We start from the raw sequence: 23,850 nt of genomic DNA on the forward strand, positions 1-23,850 counted from the left end.
CTCGGCCGTTACAGCGTTTCGTCCAGCTCGCCGAGGCGGTCGGTCAACCGCAGATTCTCGGAGTAGTCGACCGGGCAACTGATCAGCGAGACGCCGTCGTCGTCGAGCGCGGTCCGCAGCGTCGGCAGCAGCTCCTCGGCGCTGTTGATCCGATATCCCTTGGCGCCGAAGCTTTCCGCGTACTTGATGATGTCGGGGTTGCCGAACTTCACGTAGTGATGCTCGCCGAGCTCGAGGTCCATCTTCCATTCGATGAGGCCGTAACCGCCGTCCTCCCAGATCAGCACCACCAGCGGGATGCGCTCGCGCACGGCGGTCTCGATCTCCTGCGAGTTCATCAGGAACGCGCCGTCGCCGACGACGGCCAGCACCTTGCAATCCGGCTGCGCCAACTTGACACCCAGCGCCCCAGGCAGGGCAAAACTCATGGTGGACAACCCGTTTGAGATCAGGCAGGTGTTCCGCTCGTACGTCGGGTAGAGCCGGGCCATCCACATCTTGGTGGCGCCGGTGTCGACCAGCACGATGTCACTGCGGCCCAGGGCGGCGCGGGTGTCGGCGACCACCCGCGCCGGCGCCAGCGGATAGCGCGAATCCTCTTGACCCCGTGCGAATTCCTCGGCCAACAGGCCCGAGCCGGGCACTTCGGCGGCGTGATTGAAGGTGTGGCCGGACAGCGCGTCGGTCAGGGCGTTCAGCGAATCGCTGATGTCACCGATGATCCCCACGTCTACCGAGTAGTGCGCGTCGACCTCCGCCGGGAACCGGTGAATATGGATGATCTTCTTGTCGGCCTGCGGGTTGATCCGCACCGGGTCGAACTCCTGCAACTCGTAGCCGACGGCGATGACGGCGTCGGCGTTGTCGAACCCGAAGTTGACGTAGTCGTGCCGCATGAAGCCCAGCGTGCCGATGCTGTTGGGGTGGTCGTCGGGCATGACGCCCTTGCCGTGGAAGGTGTTGGCCACCTGGATGCCGAACTCTTCGGAGAAGCGCACCAGGGCTTTGGTGGCGTCGGCGCGCGCGGCGCCATGCCCGGCCAGCACCACCGGGCGCTTCGCGCCGCGCAGGACGTCGACGGCGCGCGCCACCTGGCGGGGGGCCGGGGCGTCGGGGCGGACGACGTTGCGCGGCAACGGTCGCAGGTCGTAGTCGGCCTCGTCGGCGTCGATGTGCTCGGGCACCGCAAGGTAGACCGCGGCCGGGCGTTCCGCCTCGGAGACTTTGAACGCCTTGCGCACCATCTCGGGGATGGCGCGCGCGGTCGGGATGCCCGCCGCCCACCGGGTGATCGGGGCGAACATCGACACCAGGTCGACGTACTGGTGGGACTCCTTGAACTCCCGGTCGTGACCCACCTGCGCGGAGATGGCGACCAGCGGGGTGCTGTTGGTGGTGGCGTCGGCCACCCCGAGCTGCATGTTGATCGCGCCGGGCCCCAGCGTCGCCGACACCACCGCCGCGCGCCCGGTGACCCTGCCGTACATCTCGGCCATGAAGGAGGCGGCCTGCTCGTGCCGGGTCAGCACGTAGCGGATGTGTGATGCCGCCAGCGCCTGCACGAACCGGATGTTCTCCTCGCCGGGCACCCCGAATACGACGGAAACACCCTCGTTTTCCAGGCACTTGACGATCAGCTCAGCGGCTTTGCTCATCCGACACCTCCCTTAGGGGAACGATAGTGGCAGGCTAGGTGTTGGACTTGCAGCCACTAAGCAACACGAACCCGATGAAGGAGGGCCGACGTGCCCATCGCCACCATTAATCCGGCTACCGGCGAGACAGTGAAGACCTTCACCCCGGCCACCGACCAAGAAGTCGACGCCGCGATTGCCCGTGCCTACGAACGCTTCCTCGACTACCGCCACAACACCACGTTTGCCCAGCGCGCCCAGTGGGCAAACGCGACCGCCGACCTGCTGGAGGCGGAGGCCGACGATGTCGCCGCCATGATGACGCAGGAGATGGGCAAGACGCTGAAGTCCGCCAAGGCGGAAACGCTTAAGTGCGCCAAGGGTTTTCGTTACTACGCTGAAAACGCCGAGCGGCTGCTGGCCGACGAGCCGGCCGACGCCGAGGCGGTGGGCGCGAAGAAGGCCTACACCCGGTATCAACCGCTGGGCGTGGTGCTGGCCGTAATGCCGTGGAACTTCCCGCTGTGGCAGGCCGTGCGGTTCGCCGCGCCGGCGCTGATGGCCGGCAACGTCGGCATCCTCAAGCACGCGTCGAACGTTCCCCAGAGCGCGCTCTACCTCGCCGACGTCATCGCCCGCGGTGGCTTCCCGGAGGGGTGTTTCCAAACCCTGCTCGTCTCGTCCAGCGCGGTCGAGCGCATCCTGCGCGATCCCCGCGTCGCGGCGGCCACCCTGACCGGCAGCGAACCGGCCGGCCAATCGGTGGCGGCCATCGCCGGCGACGAGATCAAGCCGACCGTGCTCGAGCTCGGCGGCAGCGACCCGTTCATCGTGATGCCGTCGGCCGACTTGGACGAGGCCGCCAAGACCGCGGTCACCGCCCGGGTGCAGAACAACGGCCAGTCCTGCATCGCCGCAAAGCGGTTCATCGTCCACACCGACATCTACGACGCGTTCGTCGACAAGTTCACCAAGCAGATGGAGGCGCTGACCGTCGGCGACCCGACCGACCCGGACACCGACGTAGGCCCGTTGGCCACCGAGTCGGGCCGCGACGAGATCGCCAAGCAGGTCGACGACGCCGCCGCGGCGGGAGCCAAGATCCGGCTCGGCGGCAAGCCCATCGACCGGCCGGGGTGGTACTACCCGCCGACGGTGGTCACCGACATCACCAAGGACATGGCCCTGTACACCGAGGAGGTGTTCGGCCCGGTCGCGTCGATGTACCGGGCGGCCGACATCGACGAGGCCATCGAGATCGCCAACGCGACCACGTTCGGCCTGGGGTCCAACGCGTGGACCAACGACGAGGCCGAGCAGCAGCGCTTCATCGACGACATCGAGGCCGGCCAGGTCTTCATCAACGGAATGACGGTGTCCTATCCCGAACTGGGGTTCGGCGGCGTCAAGCGGTCCGGCTATGGACGCGAGCTCGCGGGCCTGGGCATCCGGGCGTTCGTCAACGCCAAGACCGTGTGGGTCGGGGAAACCGAGAGCGGCTCCTCGGCCGGCGACAACAAGGTCGAGTGAGCCGAGTCGCCGGCTAAGCGGAGGCCCCGGCCAGCAGCTTCTCGTCCTCCTCGGCGAAGGTGTCCTCGAGCTGCACTGGCGTGTAGTCGAGGTCGATCTCGCCGACGGGGCGGCCTCGGGCGCTGGCGATGGTGCCGAAGCGCCGCATCCCCTTGTCGGAGGCGTACTGCATGAACTCGTCCACCGACAGGCCGAACGGCATCGGGTCGTAGAGGGCGAAGCCTTCCTCGATCAGGCGCAGACCGAGCGGCATCAGCTCGTTCATCCGCGTTTCGAAGACGCCCCAGTTGGCGTCGTCGGCGGCGACGTGGCGCCGGCAGGTGAAGGTGCCCCAGGCCATGTGCCGTCGCTCGTCATCGCCGATGCGCCGCACCAGCTCCTGCATGCCGGGCAGGATGCCGCGCTCCACGCAGATCTTGTGCCAGCCGAAGTAACCGGTCAGCGCGAGCATGCCCTCAACCATGTGGTTATACGTGACCGACGCCCGCACCTGGGCGGCCGGCGACGGATCGACCGTCAGCGCGTTCAGGCACTCCGGCAGCTCGTCGTAGAAGATCGTGCGGTAGGTCGGGACGTCCTCGAGGTAGTCGTGCAGGTCCTCGGTGATGCCGACGGCGTCGAGCCACATGCGGAACACCTGCACGTGCTTGGCCTCCTCGAAGGCGAACTGCGTCAGATACATCTCGTCGCCGAGCCGGCCTTCGGCCCGCATCGCGGCCATGAACGGCTGGATGTCCTGGGTCACCGACTCCTCGCCGGCGATGAACTCGGCGCACAGCCGGGTCGCATAGCTGCGTTCGTCGTCGGTGAGCCGTTCCCAGTCCTCGCGATCGCGGGAGAAGTCGATGTCGGCCGGATTCCAGAACTTCGCGTTGCCGCCCGCAAACAGCTTGAGCGGCAGGCTGTCCCAGTTGAGACCGCCCTCGGCCATCGAGGCGATTCGGGTGCGATTCATGTGACCTCCTCAGATCGTTTGGGGGCTGAGCTGATTGGCGGGGTGTTCGGCGCAGCCGAGAACGCGGCCGCAAGCACGGCGACGAGCCTGCGCACGGCCAGCGCCGGCTGTTCCGGGGTGGGCTCGTCGAGCCCCAGAATCGGATCAAGGCCGCGCATGTACGGCGCCAGCGCCAAGTGCGGAAAGATCAACAGCAGCAACGACAACAGCGCGTCGGTGTCGGAATCCGCACGCAGGTCACCGCGGACGTGCGCGTCGCGGACGAGCGGGCGCATCACTTCCAGGTAGTGCCGGTGGATGACGTTCTGCACGCTGACGCGGGCTTCGGTGTCGACTTCCAGGGTCGCCGCGGCGTGCAGCGCGCGTTCGTGCGGATGGTCCGCGAAGTAGGCCACCCACGCGTCGAGCCAGTCGGTGAGGAAGTCGAAGAAGGGCCGGCTCGGGTCGAGTTCACGGATGCGGTCTTCCATGTAGGCACGCACCCGCTGGCTGCCGATGTCGGCGATGAACGCGTACAGGCCACGCTTGTCGGCGAAGTACTGGAACAGGCTGCCCTTGGCGACCCCGGCGCGGCGGGCGATGACGTTCAGGCTGCCCCGGGAGAACCCGTGCGCCCCGAACTCGGCCTCGGCTGCCTCGATGATCGCCGCGCGGCGAGCGGGATCGACGCGCGCCCAGGTGACCGTTGGCAATGCCGCCTCCTATGGTGAATGACCACTGGTCATTCTACTGTGAGCCACGCCACAGTCAAGGGCGCCAGGGGCGGTCTCCTCGGCGGACGAGCACTATCGGTGATAGCGGCCCAGTGAAAACCGGACGCCGACCAAAGCCGAGGAGTGATCGTGACGACGCACCACGACAGCATTGCGTGGCCGAGCCTGCGGGTGGACGACTGGGCTCCAACGAGGCAGACACTGCACATGTGGGCTCAGATTGTCGGCAAGGTCCGGCTGGCCCATTCGCCGTTGGTCAACCACTGGTGGCAGGTCACCTCGTATGTGACCCCGCGCGGTTTGACGACGTCGGCGATCCCGTATGGGACAGCGATCTTCGATATGGAGTTCGATTTCATCGACCACGTGCTGATGATCCGCGGCAGCACCGGTGCGACCCGCAGCGTGCGCCTGGAACCGAAATCGGTGGCCGAGTTCTACTCGCAGACGATGCGGGCACTCGACGAGCTGGGTTTCTCGACGCGCATCCAAGCGCACCCCAACGAGGTAGACCCGGCCCTGCCGTTCGCCGAAGATGTCGAACACGCGTCGTACGACCCTGATGCGGCGAACCTGTTCTGGCGCCAGCTGCTTGCTGCGAACCGCGTGCTCGGCCAGTTTCGGTCCCGGTTCATGGGTAAGGTAAGTCCGGTCCATTTCTTTTGGGGTGCAATGGATCTCGCATGCACCAGATTTTCCGGGCGGGGTGCACCCCGCCACCCGGGCGGCGCACCCAACTGCGGAGACTGGGTGATGGCCGAAGGCTACTCGCGAGAACTGAGCAGCTGTGGATTCTTTCCCGGCGGGGGTGACGAGGGCGCTTTCTACGCGTACGCCTACCCCGAACCCGACGGCTTCGCCGACTACCCGGTCGGACCCGACGAGGCGGGCTACGACAAGGATCTCGGTGAATACCTGTTGCCGTACGAGGCGGTGCGGCAGGTAACCGACCCCGACCGGACTCTTCTCGGGTTCTTGCAGGACACCTACGAAGCGGCCGCGGTGCATGGCGGGTGGGACCGCGCTGCGCTTGAAGACGACCCTGATCGCTGGAAGGCCTATCAAACTCGCGCATGACGCGTTTGCCGCAGGGCGCCGGGAGTTCCTCGAGCGGCGGCGAACGTCAGGGGCGCATCCGGTACGCGCCGCTGAGCGGCAGCACGTGGTCCTTCCAGATCTGGTCGTAACGCGCGGGATCATGCGCGGGCCGGCGGATCATCCGCAGCGCGAAGCGGGCCTGTGCGTCGGTCGTCGCCGGCTTGTCGGACAGCTCCACGGCATAGGCGTTGAAGTCGCGGACCAGCACAGCGAAGATCTCGTCGAGCAACCCCTCGTCGACGCCCGAGAGCCCGGCCTCCTCCAGGATGAGCTGGGCGTAGGGCACGGTCGCGAACAACTGCCCGACGGCGAAGGCGAAGTCGATGTCCTTCTGCTGCGCGGCATCCGGGGTGGCGCCGGCCAGCATGTCGGCGAGCACGTCGATCTGCGAGCGCAGCAGCGCGACGTTGGGCAGGTGCCCGAAGCTGTCGAACGACGCGCGCCAGTCGTGGAAGCGGACCTTGCCCAGGCCGCCGGTCGGCCCCTGCGCGAACAGGAAGGTGTCGTCGGCCGCGTCGTCGCGGCGCGGAATCAACGGCAGCGTGCTGTTGGGGGCGAACAGGAAGTTGGGCATGAACTTGCCCAGCAGCCCGACGTTGATGTGGACGGTGCCCTCCAGCCTTGGCAGCAGGCCGATTTCGCGGGTCATCGCCTCGAAGATGGTGTCCTTCTCCACGCCCTTGGCCGCGATGACGTCCCACAGCGCGGTGACGACCCGTTCGCCTTCGCTGGTGATCTTCGCTTTGGTGAGCGGGCTGTACAGCAGGTAGCGGCGGTCCTCGGCCGACGCGCTGCGCATGTAGTCGCACGCCCGGGTGGCGACCAGCCGCATCGCGACCAGCCGCGCGTAGGCGTCGGTCAGCAGCCGCCGCACGTGGGTGAAGTCGGTGACGACGGTCCCGTACAGGATGCGGTTGGACGCGTGGGTGACCGCCTCGTACATCGCATGGGTGCACATGCCGACCGCGCCCCAGCCGAGGTTGTACTTGCAGACGTTGACGGTGTTGAGCGCGGCGTGGAAGGCCTCGGGGCCACGGTGCAGGATGTCGGCCTCGGTGACCGGGTACTCGCGCAGCGCGTAGTTCGCGACGAAGTTCTGCGAGTTCACCACGTTCTTGATCAGGTCGTAGCGATCATGCTGTGAGTCGGCGGCGAAGAACACATACTCGTCGGTGCCGTCGAACTTGCCGAAGGTGGAGACCATCCGCGCCACGTTGGCGTTGCCGATGTAGTACTTCTCCCCGGTGGCGGTCCAGCCCCCGTCTTTCGGCGTCAGGTTCATGTCGGTCTGGTAGACGTCCGCGCCGTGCGTCTGCTCCGACAGGCCGAAGGCGAACACCTCGCCGGCCTCGAGCAGCGCGGCGGCCTTGCGCTTGGCGTCCTCGTTGCCGCTCATCCAGATCGGGCCCAGGCCCAGCGCGGTGACCTGGAAGGGATACCAGTAGTTCAACCCGTAGAAGCCGACGATCTCGGCGAACGCACTGATCCGGTAGGTGTCCCAGCGGCAAGCCTCGACATCCGAGGCGCCATACCCCGACGGGGTCAGCAACGAGGCGAAGATGCGCTCCCGCCCGATGTGGTCCAAAAACTCCGAATACCAGACCCGTTCGTGGTCGTCGGTCTTCAACCGGGCCTTGCCCCGGGACTCGAAGAAGTCGACCGTCGCGGCCATGATCTCCCCCGAACGGCGGTCTGGGTACTGGCGTTGCAAGTGGTTGGGATTGAGCAACATGACGTGACTCCCAGCGGGTTCTCGACGAAGACGAGGGTGACGGTACTGCAATCGCGCGGCCGTCGGGGCGACCGGAACAAAACGACCCTGTTGGTTGGGTGCCCACCGCCCTAGCATCACTGGAGTGTCAGAACTCAATACCGCTCGCGGGTCCATCGATACCGCCGCACTGGGCGTGACCCTCATGCATGAGCACGTGTTCATCATGACCACCGAGATCGCCGAGAACTATCCCGAAGCGTGGGGCGACGAAGACCGGCGCGTCGCCGACGCCGTCAAGCGGCTCAACGAACTGAAGGCCCGCGGCGTGGACACCATCGTCGACCTCACCGTGATCGGCCTGGGCCGCTACATCCCGCGGATCGCCCGGGTCGCGGCCGAGACCGAGCTGAATATCGTTGTGGCGACCGGGCTTTACACCTACAACGATGTGCCGATGTACTTCCACTACCTCGGCCCGGGCGGCGAGCTCGGCGGCCCGGAGATCATGACCGACATGTTCGTGCGCGACATCGAGCAGGGCATCGCCGACACCGGGATCAAGGCCGGGATCCTCAAGTGCGCGACCGACACACCCGGCGTCACCCCCGGCGTCGAGCGGGTGCTGCGCGCGGTGGCCCAGGCGCACAAGCGCACCGGGGTGCCGATCTCCACGCACACCCACGCGGGCATGCGACGCGGGCTGGAACAGCAGCGCATCTTCGAGGAGGAGGGCGTGGACCTCGGCCGCGTCGTCATCGGCCACTCCGGTGACAGCACCGACGTCGGATACCTCGAGGAGCTCATCGCCGCCGGTTCCTATCTCGGGATGGACCGGTTCGGCATCGACGCAATCTCGCCGTTCGAAGACCGGGTGAACATCGTGGCCCAGATGTGCGAGCGCGGGCATGCCGACAAGATGGTGCTCTCCCACGACGCCAACTGTTACTTCGATGCGCTGCCCGACGAGCTGGTGTCGCAGGTGATGCCGAACTGGCACTACCTGCACATCCACAACGACGTGATTCCGGCGCTCAAGGAGCGCGGCGTCACCGACGAACAGCTGCACACCATGCTGGTGGACAACCCGCGCCGCATCTTCGAGCGGCAGGGCGCGTATGAGTGAGCCGATCCCGCCGATCGGCACGCAGATTTCGGCGCTGGCCGAACTGGCCCCCGACGAGCCGGCGGTCACCTGCGACGGCATCACCCTCACCCGCGGAGAGCTCGAGCGTTCGACCAACCGGCTGGCGCGTGCCTATGCCGAACGTGGCGTCGGCGCCGGCGATTACGTGACGATGGTGCTGCCCAACTCGGTCGAGTGGATCCAGGCCGCGGTGGCGTGCTGGAAGCTGGGCGCGGTGCCGCAGCCGTTGTCCGCGCGGTTGCCGGACGCAGAGCTGCAGAGCTTGGTGGACCTACGGCCACCCGCCCTGCTGGTCGGCCGCGAGCATCACCAGATACCAAGCGTGCCAATCGGTTTCATACCCGACCCAGGGTTGTCGGACGGCGCGCTGCCGGAGGCGGTGTCGCCGGTGTGGAAGGCGATGGGTTCGGGCGGCAGCACCGGCCGGCCCAAGCTGATCGAGTCCGGTGGCGACAGCCGGATACCGTCGGCGATCGGCTATCCGCTGGGCGCCCAGGACGGCGACACCACCCTGGTGCCGATCCCGCTGTCACACAACACCGGCTTCACCACCGCGACCATCGCACTGCTGATGCGGCATCACCTGGTGCTGATGAGCCGGTTCGACCCCGAGCGGTTCCTGCGGCTGATCGCCGACCATCGCGTGACGTTTCTGACGACGGTGCCGACGATCATGCAGCGGGCGCTGCCGGTCTACCAGGCCGACCCAGGCGCCTACGACCTCTCGTCCATTCGGCGGTTCTGGCACATGGGGGCGCCCTGCCCGCCCGCCATCAAGCAGGCGTGGATCGATCTGCTGGGTCCGGAGAAAGTCTGGGAACTCTACGGCGGCACCGAATTACAGGCGCTGACGTTCATCTCCGGAGACCAGTGGCTGACGCACCGCGGGTCGGTCGGCGTGGTGGTCGCCGGGGAGATGAAGGTGCTCGACGACGACGGCATCCCCTGCCCGCCCGGCGTAATCGGCGAGATCTACATGCGACCCGGCCCGGACAGCGCGCCCACCTACCGCTACGTCGGCGCCACGGCGAAGAGCCGCGACGGCTGGGACTCGCTGGGCGATCTCGGCTATTTCGACGCCGACGGGTTCCTGTACCTCTCGGACCGGCGGGTCGACATGTTCACCGTCGGCGGCCGCAACGTCTATCCCGCCGAGATCGAGAACGCGCTCTCGGCGCACCCGGATGTGTTGTCCTGCCTGGTCGTCGGCGTCCCTCACGACGATCTCGGCCAGGTGCCGTACGCGCTCGTGCACCCGATCGACGGCTCGGTACTGGATTCCGCTGCCGTGCAAGCGTTTCTGCGCGAGCACCTGGCGGGGTACAAGGTGCCGCATGTCGTCGAGTTCGTCGACACCCCGCTGCGCGACGACGCCGGCAAGGCTCGCCGCTCGGCGGTGCGCGAACAAATCCTGGAACGGCTGGCCGCTGCGGAAGCCGGCTGACCCGACCAAACCGCTACGCCGCGTCGGATTTGGACAGCGGACTGGACCGGACCGGCCGTCCCAAGATCACCTTGGACGTGATCGCGCCGAGCTTCAGCATGCCGAGGTAGGTGGACGGGTTGAACAGGGTCGGCCACACCGTACGGTTCTTGTGTTCGTCGAGCGGCCGTCCGGCGAACCGGTCGCGTAGCCACCTGAGGGCCATCGGCGAGGATAGCGGGTGAAGCAGCAGGTGGCCGCAGAATCGATCGCGGTGATAGGTGACCGCTACCCCGGCCGCGATGTAGGTCTCGACGAGCTGATCGATGTCGTCGACGCTGATGATTCTGTCGTGCACGGCCTGGATCACCAGCAGGGGCAGTACGGGTGGGGTCTTGCCGAGCTTGGTTTCGTCGAAGATGTGGCGCACCTCCGGCAGGTCCCACAGTTCGTCGGTGGTCATGTCGACGTAGGAGGCGATGTCGGCATTGCGCAGCAGCCGAACCGCGCCCGCGGTGGTCAGCCTGCGCAATTCGTTCAGCACCGCCTTGCCCTCTTCGGTGGCGTGCTCGATGACGACCCGCTGCGCTTCCGGGAACACCTCGGTCAGCGCCGTGATCATCAGTGCGGCCAGTCCGGCGAAAAACGACCCGTTGAGGCGGCGCGCGACGCTTTCCGGGTCGGCGACCGGTGAGCCGAGCACCGCGCCGACGATATTGAGTTCTGGCGCGTAGCGGCCGGCCGCCTCGGCCGCCCAGGCGGAGGCGAAGCCACCGCCCGAATAACCCCACAGCCCCACCGGGGCCGACGGTGACAACTCCAGCCGTTCGCAACTGACCGCGGCGCGGACACCGTCGAGAATCCGGTACCCCGGTTCGCGGGGTGCACCCCACATGCCGTGACAGCCCTCGTGGTCGGGTACCGAGACCGCCCACCCTTCGGCCAAGGCCGCGGCGACGAGGAGGAATTCCGCCTGCGTGAACGCACCGATCGGCCCCGCGCCGCGGCGCAGCGCGTACGACGGGAAACACTGTGACGCCACCGCGTCGATAGCGCACTGATACGACAGCAGCGGACACACTGCGCGCGGATCGCGGTCTTCGGGCAGCAAGACAGTGGTCACGGCCACCTCCGGGTCGCCGTGCAGGTTCGTGCTGCGGTAAAGGAGTTGGGTGGCCGGGAAGCTTTGCGGCAGCACACCCAGGAAGCCCAACGCGACGGTGCGAGAGCGCAGCACGGTGCCACATTCGGCCTGTTCATACCCCGGCGGCGGTTGGTAGAACGGGTCGTCGTCCGGCGAGAGCGGACGCTCGCCAGGACGCGACTCCTCGTGTGACGTGTCCGCCAAAGACCGCGCCGCGATCGTGTCGTTGTTCATCGTTCAACACCTCTCCAGCACTGACGCGACTTCGTTGCCTTCGCCGCCGTCGGCACCCGGTAATACGCCGCTCTATCACACCCGGGGTTACCCAAAAATGACGTTTCGAGACCTTCGGTACCGCGTCGAAGAGGAATTCGGGTGCGGTCAGGGCAGGTTCACGGCGCGATCGCGTCCGCCTCGGCGTCGACGGCCTGCGCCGGTTCGCCCGGCCTCTCGCGTTTCTCCCAGCGGCGCAACGCTTCTCGGCACGGCGATTCGACCAGCGCATAGCTGACCGCGGCGATCGCGAAGCCGAAGATCAACGTCAACACCAACACCGTGGGCATGCGGCCGGTGAACGGGAAGGTCCCGAGCACCGGGAACACCATGGCCAGCGCCGCCAGGTGCCACACGAACAGCCCGTAGGACCAGCGCCCCAGGGTCACCATCGCGGTGGTCCCCAGGATGCGGTGCGGCGTGTCCACCCGATCCAGCACCAGCGGCGCCACCAGCGCGAAGGCAACCACGGAACCCGCTGCCGTCTTCACCGCGAACTGGGTGGCCGTGCCGGGAATCAGGCCCTCCGGACCGGCCAACGGGGAGGCCGCCAAAAGATAGGCGACCACCGCGACGGCGGCCATCACGATGCGCCGCCGCGCCCACCGATGCGGTAGGCCGATCGGGCTGTGCACCCATTCGGCCAGCAGCATGCCCGCGGCGAACCAGGAGAAGAACGCCGGCGGCCAGTTCAGCGGGTTGATTCCGGACTCACCGCCCAGCGGCACCCAGCCCCACGCCCAGCTGAGCGCCCCCAACGCCGCGATCGCGGGCACCCGGGCCCGCACCGGCAGGCGGCGGGCCAGCAGCGCGAGGATCGGCAGCGCCAGGTAGAAGCTGACCTCGACGGACAGGCTCCACATCTGGGTCAGCCCGCCGGTCAGCGTCAGCGGCACGTAAATCTGGGTGAGCGTCAGGTTGGCCAGCCACACCGTCAGGCTGGCGTGGTCGGCGTCGGGCAACAGGGTCAGGATCACGACGACGGCAACCACATAGGCGGGCATGATGCGGACCACCCGCGACCGCAGGTAGTGGCCGGTGCGCGGGCGCGGTCCCAGATCCCTTGCCGCCGCGGCATGTCCGCGCCACAGCAGAAAACCCGACAACGCGAAGAACACCGCCACGGCCAGGTCGAAGCGGCCGAACAGCCTGCCGGTTGCGCCGCTGGAGTGCCCGGTCTGGAACGCGACGTGCGTGACCACCACGCCCATGGCCGCGCAGGCGCGCATGCCTTCCACGGCCGGCAGGAAGCTGCGGACCCCGCCCACCCGCTGGTCATCGCTCACCACCACAGTTTGCCTGTGCTGCGTTGCCAGGCGAATGGGCACACCCGGTGGACCCGTCCGCGCGAGCAACAGGTTCGTAAGTCGCTGCCTTACTTTGTGCTGTTAGGGTCAAACGAGTTTGCCCCGGGCTGCTCGCTCGGGTCGGGTCGCGGCTGATGAAGCAAGGAATTGAGGAGGGCACAGCGACGTGAACCGAGCAGTCATGTTGAGGTTCGCCGCATGCGGGATCATCGGACTCGGAGCTGCCCTGCTTATCGCCGCGCTGCTTTTGACGACGTACACCACCAGCAGGATCACCAAGGTCCCCCTGGACATCGACGCCACCTTGATCGGTGACGGCACCGGCACCACACTCGACTCCGCGTCCTTGTCGACCGACCACGTCGTCGTCAACCAGAACGTGCCGCTGGTCTCCCAGCAGCAGATCAGCGTCGAGTCGCCCGCCAACGCCGACGTGGTCACGCTCCAGGTCGGAAGTTCGTTGCGGCGCACCGACAAGCAGAAGGACAGCGGGCTGCTGCTGGCGATCGTCGACACCGTCACGCTCAACCGCAAGACCGCGCTGGCCGTCTCCGACGACACCCACGCCGGCGGCTCGGTCCAGAAGCCGCGCGCGGTCAACGACGAGAACCCGCCCACCGCGATGCCGCTGCGCCACGACGGGCTGTCCTACCGGTTCCCGTTCCACACAGAGAAGAAGACCTACCCCTACTTCGATCCGATCGCGCAGAAGGCGTTCGACGTCAACTACGACACACAGGAAGACGTCAACGGGCTGACCACGTACAAGTTCACCCAGAACGTCGGCTTCAACGCCGACGGCAAGCTGGTGGCGCCGGTGGCCTACCCGTCGCTGCTGGCCGGCAACGAGGACGCCAAGCAGACCACGTCGGCGTCGATGTGGGGCATCCAGGGCGGCGACCCGAACGAGCAGATCACCATGACCCGCTACTACGCGGCGCAGCGCACGTTCTGGGTGGACCCGGTGTCGGGCACCATCGTCAAGCAGACCGAGCACGCCGACCACTACTTCGCCCGTGACCCGCTCAAGCCGGAGCTCACGCTGGCGGACTACAAGGTCACCTCGAACGAAGACACCGTCGAGTCCCAGATCAACGCGGCCCGCGACGAGCGCGACCGGCTGGCGCTCTGGTCGCGGGTGCTGCCGATCACGTTCACCGCGGTCGGCCTGATCGCGCTGATCGGCGGTGGGCTGCTCGCCTCGTTCAGCCTGCGCAGCGAGAGCGCGCTGACCGACCCCGGTCTGGACCGCGGCGACCAGGACTTCTTCGGCCGCAGCGGACTCGAGGAGCCGGTGCCCGGCGCCGAAGCCGAGACCGAGAAGCTGCCGACCCAGCGTCCCGAGGCGCGTGAGGAGGCCGGTCCGTCCGGCTCCGGCCCACCCGGCCCGGACGAGCCCACCGAGGCGGGGCCGGCCGAGCCCAATCCGCACGGCCAGCACGACCGGGAATAGCCCGGCCCGGATGCGTTAACCGTGCGCTGGACCCGGCCCGGGTACGCACTGGTCTTGGCGCTGCTGGTGGTCGGGCCGCTCCTGGCGCCCGGATACCTGCTGTTGCGTGACGCGGTGTCGACGCCGCGGTCCTACCTGTCCGACACCGCGCTGGGGCTGACGTCGGCGCCGCGCGCCACCCCCCAGGATTTCGCGGTGGCGCTGGCCTCCCATCTGGTCGACGGCGGCGTGGTGGTCAAGACCCTGCTGGTCCTCGGTTTGTGGCTGGCGGGATGGGGCGCGGCCCGGCTGGTCGCGGTCGCGCTGCCCTGCGCGGGTGCGCCCGGCCAGTTCGTCGCCACCACCGTGGCGATCTGGAATCCCTATGTCGCGGAACGACTTGTGCAGGGTCACTGGAGCCTGCTGGTCGGCTACGGCTGCCTGCCGTGGGTGGCTGCGGCCGTGCTGACGCTGCGGACGACGGCGGCTGGCCGGTTGGCGTTTTTCGGCCTGGCCTTCTGGATCGCGTTCGCCGGGCTGACCCCGACCGGGCTGTTGCTGGCCGCGACGGTGGCGCTGGTCTGCGTGGCGGTGCCGGGCACCGGCACCGCACGCGGGTGGTGCGCCGCGGCCGCGTTGGGCGCCGCGCTGGTGGCGGCGCTGCCGTGGCTGACGGCGTCTGCGATGGGTTCGTCGCTGACCGCCCACACGGCGGCCAACCGGCTGGGGGTCGAGGCGTTCGCGCCCCGCGCCGAGCCCGGGTTGGGCACCCTGGCCAGCCTGGCCAGTCTCGGCGGCATCTGGAACGGCGACGCCGTACCCGGTTCGCGCACCACGCTTTTCGCGGTGTGTTCGGCGGCGGTGCTGCTGGGTGTGGTTGCGGTGGGTCTGCCGACGGTCGCCCGGCGCCCGGCAGCGGTGCCGCTGCTGGTGCTGGCGGCGGTGTCGGTGCTGGTCCCGGCGGCGCTGGCGACCGGCCCGGGCCTGCAGCTGCTGAGCACGGTGGTCGACGCCGTGCCCGGCTTCGGGGTATTGCGCGACGCGCAGAAGTGGGTGGCGCTGGCGATGCCGGGCTACGCGCTGGCGGGGGCCGGTGCGGCGGTGACGCTGCGCCGGTGGCTACGACTTCCGGGGACCGCGGTCCCGGCGCTGGTCTGCTGCCTGGCGCTGCTGCTGGCGCTGCCCGACCTGGGCTGGGGCGTGTTCGGCAAGGTGGCGCCGGTGCGCTATCCGCGCGGCTGGACCGCCGTCGCCGCGGCGATCAACGACCGGCCGGCGGCCGTTGCGGTGTTGCCCGCCGGGACCATGCGGCTGTTCTCCTGGTCGGGCCCCGCAGCGGTGCTGGACCCGCTGCCCCGCTGGGTGCGCGCCGACGTGCTGAGCACCGGCGACCTGGTGATCTCGGGGACCACCATCGCCGGGGAGGGCGCGCACGCCCGGGCGGTGCAGGAGCTCCTGCTGTCCGGGCCCGATCCGGCGGCGCTGGCCGCCGCCGGGGTGGGCTGGCTGGTGGTGGAATCCGACAGCGCCGGCGACATGGGGGCGGCCGCGCGCACCCTGAGCGCGCTGGCGCCGACCTACCGGGACCACGAGATCGCGCTGTATCGGATCGGCGGGCAGACCGCCGGGGTGGCCGCCGGGCGGCGGACGGCGACGATGGTCGCGCATCTGGCGTGGCTGGCGATGCTGATCGGCGGCGGCGCCGGCGCGGCGATCGGCGCGTGGCGGCGCCGGGCGCGCTCAGCCCCGCCCGGTGACTAACCCGCTGACCGTGCGGCCGTCTTGCACCGCTTCCAGCACGCCGCACATCGCGTCGGCGCTTTGCGTCCAGGAGAATTCCCCGCTGCGGGTGTGCGCCTTGGCGCCGAGTTGCTCGCGCAGCACCGGATCGGCGAGCAGTTCTTCGAGCCGATCCACCAGCTCGGCGTGGCTGTCCACCAGGATCCCGGTCACCTCGTCGACGATCGAGTCCGACAGGCCGCCCGAGGACCGGTAGCCGATGGTGGGCACCCGGTGCTGGGCGGCCTCGACGACGGCCAGGCCCCAGCCCTCCTTGCGCGACGGCAGCAGGTGCACCCAGGCCCCTTGCAGGACATGGTGTTTGGTCACGTCGTCGACGTGACCGTGAAACGTCACCGCCGGACTGATGCCGAGCCGTTGCACCTGCTCGACCAGCCGCTCGCGCCACCAGCCGTCACCGACGATGTCCAGGTGCAGATCCGGTGTCCGCGGCAGCAGCCGCGCGACCGCCTCGAGGGCGTCCTCGATCTGCTTGTGCGGTACCAGCCGCGACAGCACCACCACCCGCGGCGCGGCCGAGCGCGGGCCCGACAACGACTGCGCCGGCGCCCGGTCGAGGCCGTTGCGCACCACCGCGATGTGGGCGCCGTCGACGCCCAGGGTGACCAGATCGCGCGCTGACGGCAGCGATACCGTGACGTACTGGTTGTGCCGGTTCACCCGCGGCGACAGCGTCGACTCGACGAACCAGCCGAGCCGGCCGAGAACCGGCCCGGCCACCGGCCACTGCTCGCGGTGGCAGTGATGCACCAGCACCACCACCCGACGGCCGTAGATCAGCCGGGCCAGGAATGGCAGGCCGTTCTGCGTGTCGATGACCACGTCGGGCCGCACTTTTCGCAGCGGCCCGACCCCGAGCCGGGCCGCGGCCATCGCCAGCAGCGCGAAGACGTACACCGTGTAGCGGCCCCCGGCCCGGGTGATCCGCACGCCGTCGACGACCTCGCGGCGCGCCGCGCCGGGATAGCGGGCGGTGCGCAGCGTCACGGCGATTCCCGATGCGGCCAGCTGCGCGCCGATGCGCTGCAAATAGGCTTCGCTGCCGCCGCCCTGCGGGTGCCCGATATCGCGCCAGCACAGCAGCAGCACGGAGCGCAAGGAAGACATCGGTCGTCAGCCTAACCGGCGATGATGTGCACCGGGCAGCGCTACACATCCGTAGGGTGTGGCCGGTGGCGGCCACCGAGATCTTCGCGCGCCGGGCGACGCTGGCCCGCTCGGTGCGGCTGCTGTCGGAATTTCGCTACGAGCAGCCGGATCCGGCCCGCTTCTACGGCGCCCTGGCGGCCGACACCGCGGCCATGGTGAGCGACCTGTGGCGGGCCACCCACGGCGAGCCCCTTTCCGGCCGCACGCTTCTCGACGTCGGCGGGGGGCCGGGTTACTTCGCGGCGGCCTTCACCGATGCCGGCGTCCACTACGTCGGGGTCGAACCCGACCCCAGCGAGATGCACGCCGCCGGGCCGGCCGTTGCCGGCGGAGCCGGCACCTTCGTGCGCGCCTCGGGAATGGCGCTGCCGTTCGCCGACGACTGCGTGGACATCTGCCTGTCGTCCAACGTCGCCGAGCACGTCCCGCGACCCTGGCAACTCGGCGCCGAGATGCTGCGGGTGACCAAGCCGGGCGGGCTGGCCGTGCTGTCCTACACCGTCTGGCTGGGGCCGTTCGGCGGCCACGAGACGGGCCTGACCCACTACCTCGGCGGTGCCCGCGCCGCGGCCCGCTACGCCCGCAAGCATGGCCATCCGCCCAAAAACCACTACGGGTCGTCGTTGTTCGAGGTGTCGGCGGCCGCGGGCCTGAACTGGGCCGAGAACACTGGGGCGCTGGTGGCCGCATTTCCCCGCTACCACCCGCGATGGGCGTGGTGGCTGACCGGCGTACCGGGGCTGCGCGAGTTCCTGGTGAGCAATCTGGTGCTGGTCCTACAACCCCAATAGTGAAACGTGTTCTCGTTTTGCGTCGGCTTATGTAGGGTGGCGCCATGGGCGACATCAAGACCGAATACGACAAGCTTTTCATCGGCGGCAAGTGGACGGAGCCGTCGACCTCTGAGGTGATCGAGGTGCGCTGTCCGGCCACCGGCGAGTACTTCGGCAAGGCACCGCTGGCCGCGGCGGCGGACGTCGACGCCGCGGTCGCCGCGGCCCGCGCCGCGTTCGACAACGGCCCCTGGCCCACGACGCCGCCGAAGGAACGCGCGGCCGTCATCGCCAACGCGGTCAAGCTGATGGAGGAGCGCAAGGAGCTGCTGAGCGCGCTGCTCGCCGGCGAGACCGGCCAGCCGCCGACCACCATCGAGACGATGCACTGGATGGGCTCGATGGGTGCGATGAACTTCTTCGCCGGCCCGGCCGTCGACCAGGTCAAGTGGCGCGAGATTCGCAACGGCTCCTACGGCCAGACCATCGTGCACCGCGAGCCGATCGGCGTGGTCGGCGCGATCGTCGCCTGGAACGTGCCGCTGTTTTTGGCGGTCAACAAGCTGGGCCCGGCGCTGCTGGCCGGCTGCACCGTGGTGCTCAAGCCCGCCGCCGAAACCCCGCTCACCACAAACGCTTTGGCGGACATCTTCGCCGAGGCCGGCCTGCCCGAGGGCGTGCTGTCGGTGGTGCCCGGCGGTATCGAGACCGGCCAGGCGCTGACCTCCAACCCGGACGTCGACCTGTTCACGTTCACCGGCAGCTCCGGCGTCGGCAAGGAGATCGGCCGTCGCGCCGCGGAAATGCTCAAGCCGTGCACGCTGGAGCTCGGCGGTAAGTCGGCGGCCATCCTCCTCGAGGACGTCGACCTGGCCTCGGCGATCCCGATGCTGGTGTTCTCCGGGATCATGAACACCGGGCAGGCCTGCGTGGGCCAGACCCGCATCCTGGCGCCCCGCTCGCGGTATGACGAAATCGTCAACGCGGTAAGCGAATTCGTGCAGGCCCTGCCTGTCGGACCGCCGTCGGACCCGGCCGCTCAGGTCGGCTCGCTGATCTCGGAGAAGCAGCGCGCCCGCGTCGAGGGCTACATCGCCAAGGGCATCGAGGAGGGCGCCCGGCTGGTGTGCGGTGGCGGCCGTCCCGAGGGCCTGGACAACGGATTCTTCGTCCAACCCACCGTTTTCGCCGACGTCGACAACAAGATGACGATCGCCCAGGAGGAGATCTTCGGGCCGGTGCTGAGCATCATCCCGTTCGACACCGAGGAGGACGCGATCAAGATCGCCAACGACTCGGCTTACGGGTTGGCCGGCAGCGTGTGGACCACCGACATCCCCAAGGGGATCGCGATCTCGGAGAAGATCCGCACCGGCACCTACGCCATCAACTGGTACGCGTTCGACCCGTGCTGCCCGTTCGGCGGCTACAAGAACTCCGGCATCGGCCGCGAGAACGGGCCGGAGGGCGTCGAGCACTTCACGCAGCAGAAGAGCGTGCTGATGCCGATGGGCTACTCCGTCGAGAGCTGACTCTCGCGCGCTTCGAACGTGCACTCATGGCGAAAATTCCGTCGGTTTTTCGCCATGGGTGCACGTTCGGCGTTGTGCGGCCGACGGCACGTGAACGGCAGCGGCGTGCCCGGTCGACAGGCGCGTCCGCGGCGCTAGTAATTATGCAATAGGGCATAATTTTCTGAGCATCTGTACAACCGGGAGCGCGGCCCTCGCCCAACCTCCCGCCATTTATGCGGCGTACGTCACACTTCACCTGAGAAATAGATTAATTAACAATTGTCTTATATGGTTCATAGCATAATCAAGGGCCGTACACAGGCCGGGAGAACATCATGTGGATCATCGAGCTCAACGTCGCCGGCTATCAATTCACCCGCGAGATGCCGGACTTGCGGCGCCGCACCTTCCGCTTCAGCCCACGCCACATGCACTGGCCGGCGCTGCGGCACTCGCACGCTGCATGACCCCGGCCACAGGAGGTACGCCAGTGCCGACCATCGGTGAGTCAGCGCCGGAGCACGCCCCAACAAAACGCGGGGGCACCCGAACCAACATGCTGGCCAGCGCCGCCGAGGTGATGCGCGAACGCGGAGCGGCGGGCGTCACCATCGACGCGGTGCTCGCCCGCAGCGGCGCCCCACGCGGCTCGGTGTACTACCACTTTCCCGACGGACGCAATCAGATCCTGACAGAAGCGTTGCGCTACTCGGGCGACTCCATCACCGCCATGATCGATGACGCCGCCGGGCGGGGCGCCCGGGTGCTGTTGCAGGAGTTCGTCGCATTCTGGGAGCGGTTGCTCACCGACGGCGGATTCACCGCCGGCTGTCCGGTCGTGGCGGCGGCGATCGGCTGTTCGGACGGCGACGGCCCCAAACTGTCCACCGAGGCCGGCGCCATCCTGGGCCGCTGGTGCACCGCGCTCACCCGGGCTTTCGTCAACGACGGCTTCGACCACGCCGACGCCGCGTCGCTGGCCGTCACGTCGATCGCCGCGCTGGAGGGCGCCATCGTGCTCTCCCGCTCCACCCGCAACGCGGGCCCGCTACACCAGGTGGGCGAACAGCTCGAATTCCTGATCAAGGCAAAGGAATTCGTGGCCCGCAACAAGATCCCGGGAAAGCAGGACGCCGCGCAGTGACCCGATCAGTCGCTGGCCGGTAGCGGCTTGACCTCTTTGAGCTGCAGGGCGGTCTGCCCGATGCTCAGGCTGCCCGCGCCCGGCTTTGTCACCAGCACCTCGGCACCGGCGTCGTCGACGTAGCGCTTGCCCATGACCGTGCCGTCGGCGAATGCCGGGTCCAGTTCGCCCGACCGCTCGCCGCCGACCGGCACCATCGGCGCACCGCCACACCGCAGGTCGTCCAGGCTGTCGGCACTTCTGACGACGATCACCTGCGTGTCACAGACCTGGCTGGCGAGACGAGTTCCGTTCTTGATCATTGATTTCCGTCCTTGATCGCTTACTGCTGGGCCGTCCGACGCGCAATCGGAGTTAGGGTCTGGATGATCTCCCGCCGCAAGACCTTGCCGGTAGCGGTGGTGGGCAGCTCGTCGCGAAAGACTACCTCGTCGGGGGTGCGCGAACCGCGCAAACTCTTGCGGACGAACTCCCGCAATTCTTCGGGGTCGGGCTCCACGCCCGCCGCCGGCACCACGACCGCGACGATCGCCTGCCCCCACTGGGGGTCCTCGACACCGACCACGGCGACGTCACGCACGTGGGGATGTTCGACCAGGACCTCTTCCAGCTCGGCGGGCGCGATGTTCTCGCCGCCGCGGATGATGGTGTCGTCGCTGCGCCCGCCGATGAACAGGTAGCCCTCGTCGTCGAGCATGGCGATGTCCTTGGTGGGGAACCAGCCATTTTCGTCGAGCACCGAACCGATCCCGGTGTAGCGGCCCGACACCTGCTCGCCCCGCACGAACAGCTCGCCGGTCTCACCCGGTGGCAGCACGTTGCCGGCCTCGTCGCGGATCTGCAGCTCGATGCCGGCCACCGCCTGCCCGACCGATCCCAGCCGGCGGGTGACGTCGGCGGTCGACCCCGCCTGCGCCGTGCGATGGTCGTCGGGCGTCAGCACCGCGATCGTCGAGCTGGTCTCGGTCAGGCCGTAGGCGTTGACGAAGCCCACGTTGGGCAACAGCTCGAGCGCGCGGCGGACCAGCGGCAGCCCCACCTTGGAGCCGCCGTAGGCCAGGTTGCGCAGCGACGGCAGCTCGATGGGCGGCCCGTCGCCGTTCTCCAGCACGGTGATGATGCGGTCCAGCATGGTCGGCACCACCGTGGCGGTGGTGACGTTCTCGGTGTTGATCAGCCGAACCCATTCCTGCGCATCGAAATTCGGCAGGTACACCATCTTGCGGCCGGCATACAGGTTCGACAGCGCGGCGCTGACCCCGGCGATGTGGTACGGCGGCACGCAGATCAGGGCGGCGTCGGTGTCGGAGGCCGCCCCGAATTCGACGGTCCCGGTGACGTAACTGGTCAGGTTGTTGTGCGAGAGTTCGACGGCCTTGGGCTGCGAGGTGGTGCCCGAGGTGAACAGCACGATCGCGACGGAGTCCGGGTCGGGAAACTCCGCAGCCGGCTCGGCGTCGCGGGCAGCGGCCAGAAAGTCGTCGGACACCATCACCCGGTCCGAGACATCGCCCACCATCTCGCGGTAGCGGCCGTCGACGATCACCAACGGTTCGGGCAGCCGCTCGATCAACGCCTGGATCCCCTCGGCGGAGAGCCGGTAATTGATCGGCGTGAAGGCCACCCCGGCGCGCGCGGAGGCGAAGATCAGCACCGGCAGCATCGCGCCGCCGGTGCCCACATACGCGACGTGCTTGGCGTTCGACCCGGTGATCACGCCCGCGCCGCCGTCGGCAAGATCGCTGAGCTGTTGCGTTGTCAGCCGCAGGTCTCCAGACACCACCGCGGTGCGCTCGGCGTCGCCCGACGCGGCCATCTCGAGCAGCAGCGAAATGCTCATCCTCGATCTTTCTCCGGTATCAACACGTTACAAAGCTGACCAAAAGTGTCATGCCCGACTGTAGTTTAGATCACGCAACTATCTTGCGGCCCAGCACCGTCAGCCCATCGCATCGCCCGAGCGTGCCGGCGAGGTTTACCCGCAGCTGGCGGTGGGTTAACCCACCCCGAAGCTCCGCCCGGGCCGCCGTTGCAGGGCGCCCGACGGCCTAGACCGCCGGCCTAGTTGGGAACCACGTGGAATCGACATCGACAACCCTTCCAGGACAGACCCGGATCACCGCCTCCGCGATGACCAGACTGCGCGCCGGGCTGCCCGGCGCCATGCTCGCCGAGTTCTTCGGCACCTTCATCCTGCTGCTGCTCGGACTCGGCACCTGCGCGCTCAACGTCGTCGGGTTACCCGGGTCGGGCCGGCAGACGGTGCCGTTCGGCCCGGCGAACTGGCTGATCATCGTGTTCGGCTGGGCATTCGCGGTGATGCTCGCGGCCTACGTCGCCGGCGGTATCAGCGGTGCGCACCTGAACCCCGCGGTGACGCTGGCCTTCGTCGGTGGCGCGAAAGTTCGACTGGCGCAACGTCATTCCGTACTGGATCGCCCAGCTGCTCGGGGCGTTCAGCGCTGCTGCGGCGGTGTACGCCGTCTACGGCTCGGCCATCGACAACTACAACACGGCCAACCACCTGAGCAGGCCGGAGTCGCAGGACACCTACTCGATCTTCGCGACGTTCCCGGCCCAGTACTTCCACGGTGGCTACCTGGGACCGCTGGTGGACCAGCTGGTCGGCACCGCCATCCTGGTGGCATTGATCGCCGCGCTGATCGACCACCGCAACCAGGCACCGGCGGGCAACATGGCGCCGCTGATCATCGGCTTCGTCGTCGCGGTGATCGGATGCTCGTACGGCACCAACGCCGGCTACGCACTCAACCCCGCCCGCGACCTGGGTCCGCGCGTATTCACCTACTTCATGGGCTGGGGGAAGCTGGCCTTCTCCGGTGATTACGGCGGGACCACGCAGTATTGGTGGATCCCGATCGTCGGCCCGCTGGCCGGCGCCGTGATCGGCATCTTCCTCTACGACTTCTTCATCGGCCACGTGCTGGATGCGCGCGCGATCATGCTGCTGACCCCGGAGCCGGGCCTGGCCCCGCTGCCGACCACCGATGCCGCGTCAAGGGTGGCCGGCCCCGTCACCGCCGAGGACAGCGCGGACGCGGAAAGCCCAGCGGCAGAAGAGGATCGGGCCGCCTAGCGGCGT

At 68.3% G+C, this 23,850-nt stretch carries 20 protein-coding genes and 1 pseudogene; 12 read left to right on the top strand and 9 right to left on the bottom strand.

Translation table 11 applies throughout. The features are described from left to right. Positions 1-8: 8 nt before the first annotated feature. On the bottom strand, positions 9-1,655 hold the full coding sequence (locus MTY59_RS05855; protein ID WP_221044836.1) for an acetolactate synthase large subunit: 1,647 nt from the start codon (positions 1,653-1,655) through the stop codon (positions 9-11). A 90-nt stretch (positions 1,656-1,745) separates the two neighbouring features. Here MTY59_RS05855 and MTY59_RS05860 point away from each other — a divergent pair, with 90 nt between their 5' ends. Next, positions 1,746-3,164, top strand: a complete 1,419-nt coding sequence (locus MTY59_RS05860; protein WP_221044837.1) for an NADP-dependent succinic semialdehyde dehydrogenase — start codon at positions 1,746-1,748, stop codon at positions 3,162-3,164. A 13-nt stretch (positions 3,165-3,177) separates the two neighbouring features. On the opposite strand, the gene MTY59_RS05865 is transcribed toward MTY59_RS05860, so the two are convergent. Together MTY59_RS05865 and MTY59_RS05870 are read right to left on the bottom strand one after the other, a co-directional pair. Continuing rightward, positions 3,178-4,119, bottom strand: coding sequence for a R2-like ligand-binding oxidase (locus MTY59_RS05865; protein ID WP_221044838.1), 942 nt, complete (start codon positions 4,117-4,119; stop codon positions 3,178-3,180). Next, on the bottom strand, positions 4,116-4,811 hold the full coding sequence (locus tag MTY59_RS05870) for a TetR/AcrR family transcriptional regulator (RefSeq protein ID WP_221044839.1): 696 nt from the start codon (positions 4,809-4,811) through the stop codon (positions 4,116-4,118). The genes MTY59_RS05865 and MTY59_RS05870 overlap by 4 nt, the downstream gene beginning before the upstream one ends. A gap of 150 nt (positions 4,812-4,961) precedes the next feature. Between MTY59_RS05870 and MTY59_RS05875 the strand changes: the two genes are divergently transcribed. Next, on the top strand, positions 4,962-5,909 hold the full coding sequence (locus MTY59_RS05875) for a DUF5996 family protein (protein ID WP_284145684.1): 948 nt from the start codon (positions 4,962-4,964) through the stop codon (positions 5,907-5,909). 46 nt (positions 5,910-5,955) lie between these two features. Here the strand turns inward: MTY59_RS05875 and MTY59_RS05880 are convergent, their stop codons facing one another. Next, a complete protein-coding gene (locus MTY59_RS05880) occupies positions 5,956-7,662 on the bottom strand; it encodes an acyl-CoA dehydrogenase family protein (protein WP_221044840.1) in 1,707 nt (568 codons plus the stop codon). Between the two features lie 124 nt (positions 7,663-7,786). Between MTY59_RS05880 and MTY59_RS05885 the strand changes: the two genes are divergently transcribed. Both MTY59_RS05885 and MTY59_RS05890 read left to right on the top strand, forming a co-directional pair. Further along, positions 7,787-8,767 (top strand): phosphotriesterase-related protein, encoded by a 981-nt coding sequence (locus MTY59_RS05885; RefSeq protein ID WP_221044841.1) that lies wholly within the window; start codon positions 7,787-7,789, stop codon positions 8,765-8,767. Next, a complete protein-coding gene (locus MTY59_RS05890) occupies positions 8,760-10,232 on the top strand; it encodes an AMP-binding protein (protein WP_221044842.1) in 1,473 nt (490 codons plus the stop codon). Before MTY59_RS05885 ends, MTY59_RS05890 begins: the two co-directional genes overlap by 8 nt. A gap of 13 nt (positions 10,233-10,245) precedes the next feature. On the opposite strand, the gene MTY59_RS05895 is transcribed toward MTY59_RS05890, so the two are convergent. Both MTY59_RS05895 and MTY59_RS05900 read right to left on the bottom strand, forming a co-directional pair. Next, entirely contained in the window at positions 10,246-11,589 is a 1,344-nt protein-coding gene (locus MTY59_RS05895; RefSeq protein WP_221044843.1) for a lipase family protein, read from the bottom strand. Positions 11,590-11,747: 158 nt separating this feature from the next. Then, the gene (locus MTY59_RS05900) at positions 11,748-12,920 is read right to left on the bottom strand and encodes an acyltransferase family protein (RefSeq protein ID WP_221044844.1); all 1,173 of its coding nucleotides are present in this window, start codon (positions 12,918-12,920) and stop codon (positions 11,748-11,750) included. Positions 12,921-13,101: 181 nt separating this feature from the next. Between MTY59_RS05900 and pgfA the strand changes: the two genes are divergently transcribed. Beyond that, positions 13,102-14,388: a cell envelope lipid trafficking protein PgfA gene (gene pgfA, locus MTY59_RS05905; RefSeq protein ID WP_221044845.1), complete on the top strand. Its 1,287-nt coding sequence runs from the start codon at positions 13,102-13,104 to the stop codon at positions 14,386-14,388. A 21-nt stretch (positions 14,389-14,409) separates the two neighbouring features. After that, positions 14,410-16,128, top strand: coding sequence for an MmpA family trehalose lipid delivery protein (locus MTY59_RS05910; RefSeq protein WP_221044846.1), 1,719 nt, complete (start codon positions 14,410-14,412; stop codon positions 16,126-16,128). Here MTY59_RS05910 and MTY59_RS05915 read toward each other — a convergent pair. Then, positions 16,108-17,274, bottom strand: a complete 1,167-nt coding sequence (locus MTY59_RS05915) for a glycosyltransferase family 4 protein (RefSeq protein WP_221044847.1) — start codon at positions 17,272-17,274, stop codon at positions 16,108-16,110. The genes MTY59_RS05910 and MTY59_RS05915 overlap by 21 nt on opposite strands. A 65-nt stretch (positions 17,275-17,339) precedes the next feature. On the opposite strand from MTY59_RS05915, the gene MTY59_RS05920 reads away from it, so the two are divergent. From MTY59_RS05920 to MTY59_RS05930, 4 genes are all read left to right on the top strand, one after another. Further along, on the top strand, positions 17,340-18,107 hold the full coding sequence (locus MTY59_RS05920; RefSeq protein WP_221044848.1) for a class I SAM-dependent methyltransferase: 768 nt from the start codon (positions 17,340-17,342) through the stop codon (positions 18,105-18,107). Between the two features lie 44 nt (positions 18,108-18,151). Beyond that, complete coding sequence (locus tag MTY59_RS05925; RefSeq protein ID WP_221044849.1) at positions 18,152-19,621, top strand: aldehyde dehydrogenase; 1,470 nt, start codon at positions 18,152-18,154, stop codon at positions 19,619-19,621. Positions 19,622-19,938: 317 nt separating this feature from the next. Then, positions 19,939-20,070, top strand: coding sequence for a hypothetical protein (locus MTY59_RS27630; RefSeq protein WP_003874074.1), 132 nt, complete (start codon positions 19,939-19,941; stop codon positions 20,068-20,070). Positions 20,071-20,159: 89 nt separating this feature from the next. Then, on the top strand, positions 20,160-20,747 hold the full coding sequence (locus MTY59_RS05930) for a TetR/AcrR family transcriptional regulator (protein WP_221046279.1): 588 nt from the start codon (positions 20,160-20,162) through the stop codon (positions 20,745-20,747). A 5-nt stretch (positions 20,748-20,752) separates the two neighbouring features. Here the strand turns inward: MTY59_RS05930 and MTY59_RS05935 are convergent, their stop codons facing one another. After that, on the bottom strand, positions 20,753-21,049 hold the full coding sequence (locus tag MTY59_RS05935) for a hypothetical protein (protein ID WP_085291151.1): 297 nt from the start codon (positions 21,047-21,049) through the stop codon (positions 20,753-20,755). Between the two features lie 20 nt (positions 21,050-21,069). Beyond that, the gene (locus tag MTY59_RS05940; protein WP_221044850.1) at positions 21,070-22,587 is read right to left on the bottom strand and encodes a class I adenylate-forming enzyme family protein; all 1,518 of its coding nucleotides are present in this window, start codon (positions 22,585-22,587) and stop codon (positions 21,070-21,072) included. Positions 22,588-22,910: 323 nt separating this feature from the next. Between MTY59_RS05940 and MTY59_RS27910 the strand changes: the two are divergent. Further along, positions 22,911-23,078: pseudogene (locus MTY59_RS27910) on the top strand (aquaporin); the annotation flags it as partial. A gap of 61 nt (positions 23,079-23,139) precedes the next feature. Further along, positions 23,140-23,844 carry an MIP/aquaporin family protein gene (locus tag MTY59_RS05945; protein WP_284145685.1) on the top strand — a complete coding sequence of 235 codons (705 nt, stop codon included), beginning with the start codon at positions 23,140-23,142 and terminating at the stop codon, positions 23,842-23,844. Positions 23,845-23,850 lie beyond the last annotated feature (6 nt).

Source organism: Mycobacterium senriense (assembly GCF_019668465.1).
In the GTDB taxonomy this organism is placed as follows: Bacteria; Actinomycetota; Actinomycetes; order Mycobacteriales; family Mycobacteriaceae; genus Mycobacterium; species Mycobacterium senriense.

Excerpts from the sequence above, each read along its gene's own strand:
- MTY59_RS05855 (WP_221044836.1), bottom strand. The coding sequence starts at position 1,655 with ATGAGCAAAGCCGCTGAGCTGATCGTCAAGTGCCTGGAAAACGAGGGT.
- MTY59_RS05865 (WP_221044838.1), bottom strand. The coding sequence starts at position 4,119 with ATGAATCGCACCCGAATCGCCTCGATGGCCGAGGGCGGTCTCAACTGG.
- MTY59_RS05880 (WP_221044840.1), bottom strand. The coding sequence starts at position 7,662 with ATGTTGCTCAATCCCAACCACTTGCAACGCCAGTACCCAGACCGCCGT.
- MTY59_RS05890 (WP_221044842.1), top strand. The coding sequence starts at position 8,760 with ATGAGTGAGCCGATCCCGCCGATCGGCACGCAGATTTCGGCGCTGGCC.
- MTY59_RS05895 (WP_221044843.1), bottom strand. The coding sequence starts at position 11,589 with ATGAACAACGACACGATCGCGGCGCGGTCTTTGGCGGACACGTCACAC.
- MTY59_RS05915 (WP_221044847.1), bottom strand. The coding sequence starts at position 17,274 with ATGTCTTCCTTGCGCTCCGTGCTGCTGCTGTGCTGGCGCGATATCGGG.
- MTY59_RS05925 (WP_221044849.1), top strand. The coding sequence starts at position 18,152 with ATGGGCGACATCAAGACCGAATACGACAAGCTTTTCATCGGCGGCAAG.
- MTY59_RS27630 (WP_003874074.1), top strand. The coding sequence starts at position 19,939 with ATGTGGATCATCGAGCTCAACGTCGCCGGCTATCAATTCACCCGCGAG.
- MTY59_RS05930 (WP_221046279.1), top strand. The coding sequence starts at position 20,160 with ATGCTGGCCAGCGCCGCCGAGGTGATGCGCGAACGCGGAGCGGCGGGC.
- MTY59_RS05935 (WP_085291151.1), bottom strand. The coding sequence starts at position 21,049 with ATGATCAAGAACGGAACTCGTCTCGCCAGCCAGGTCTGTGACACGCAG.
- MTY59_RS05940 (WP_221044850.1), bottom strand. The coding sequence starts at position 22,587 with ATGAGCATTTCGCTGCTGCTCGAGATGGCCGCGTCGGGCGACGCCGAG.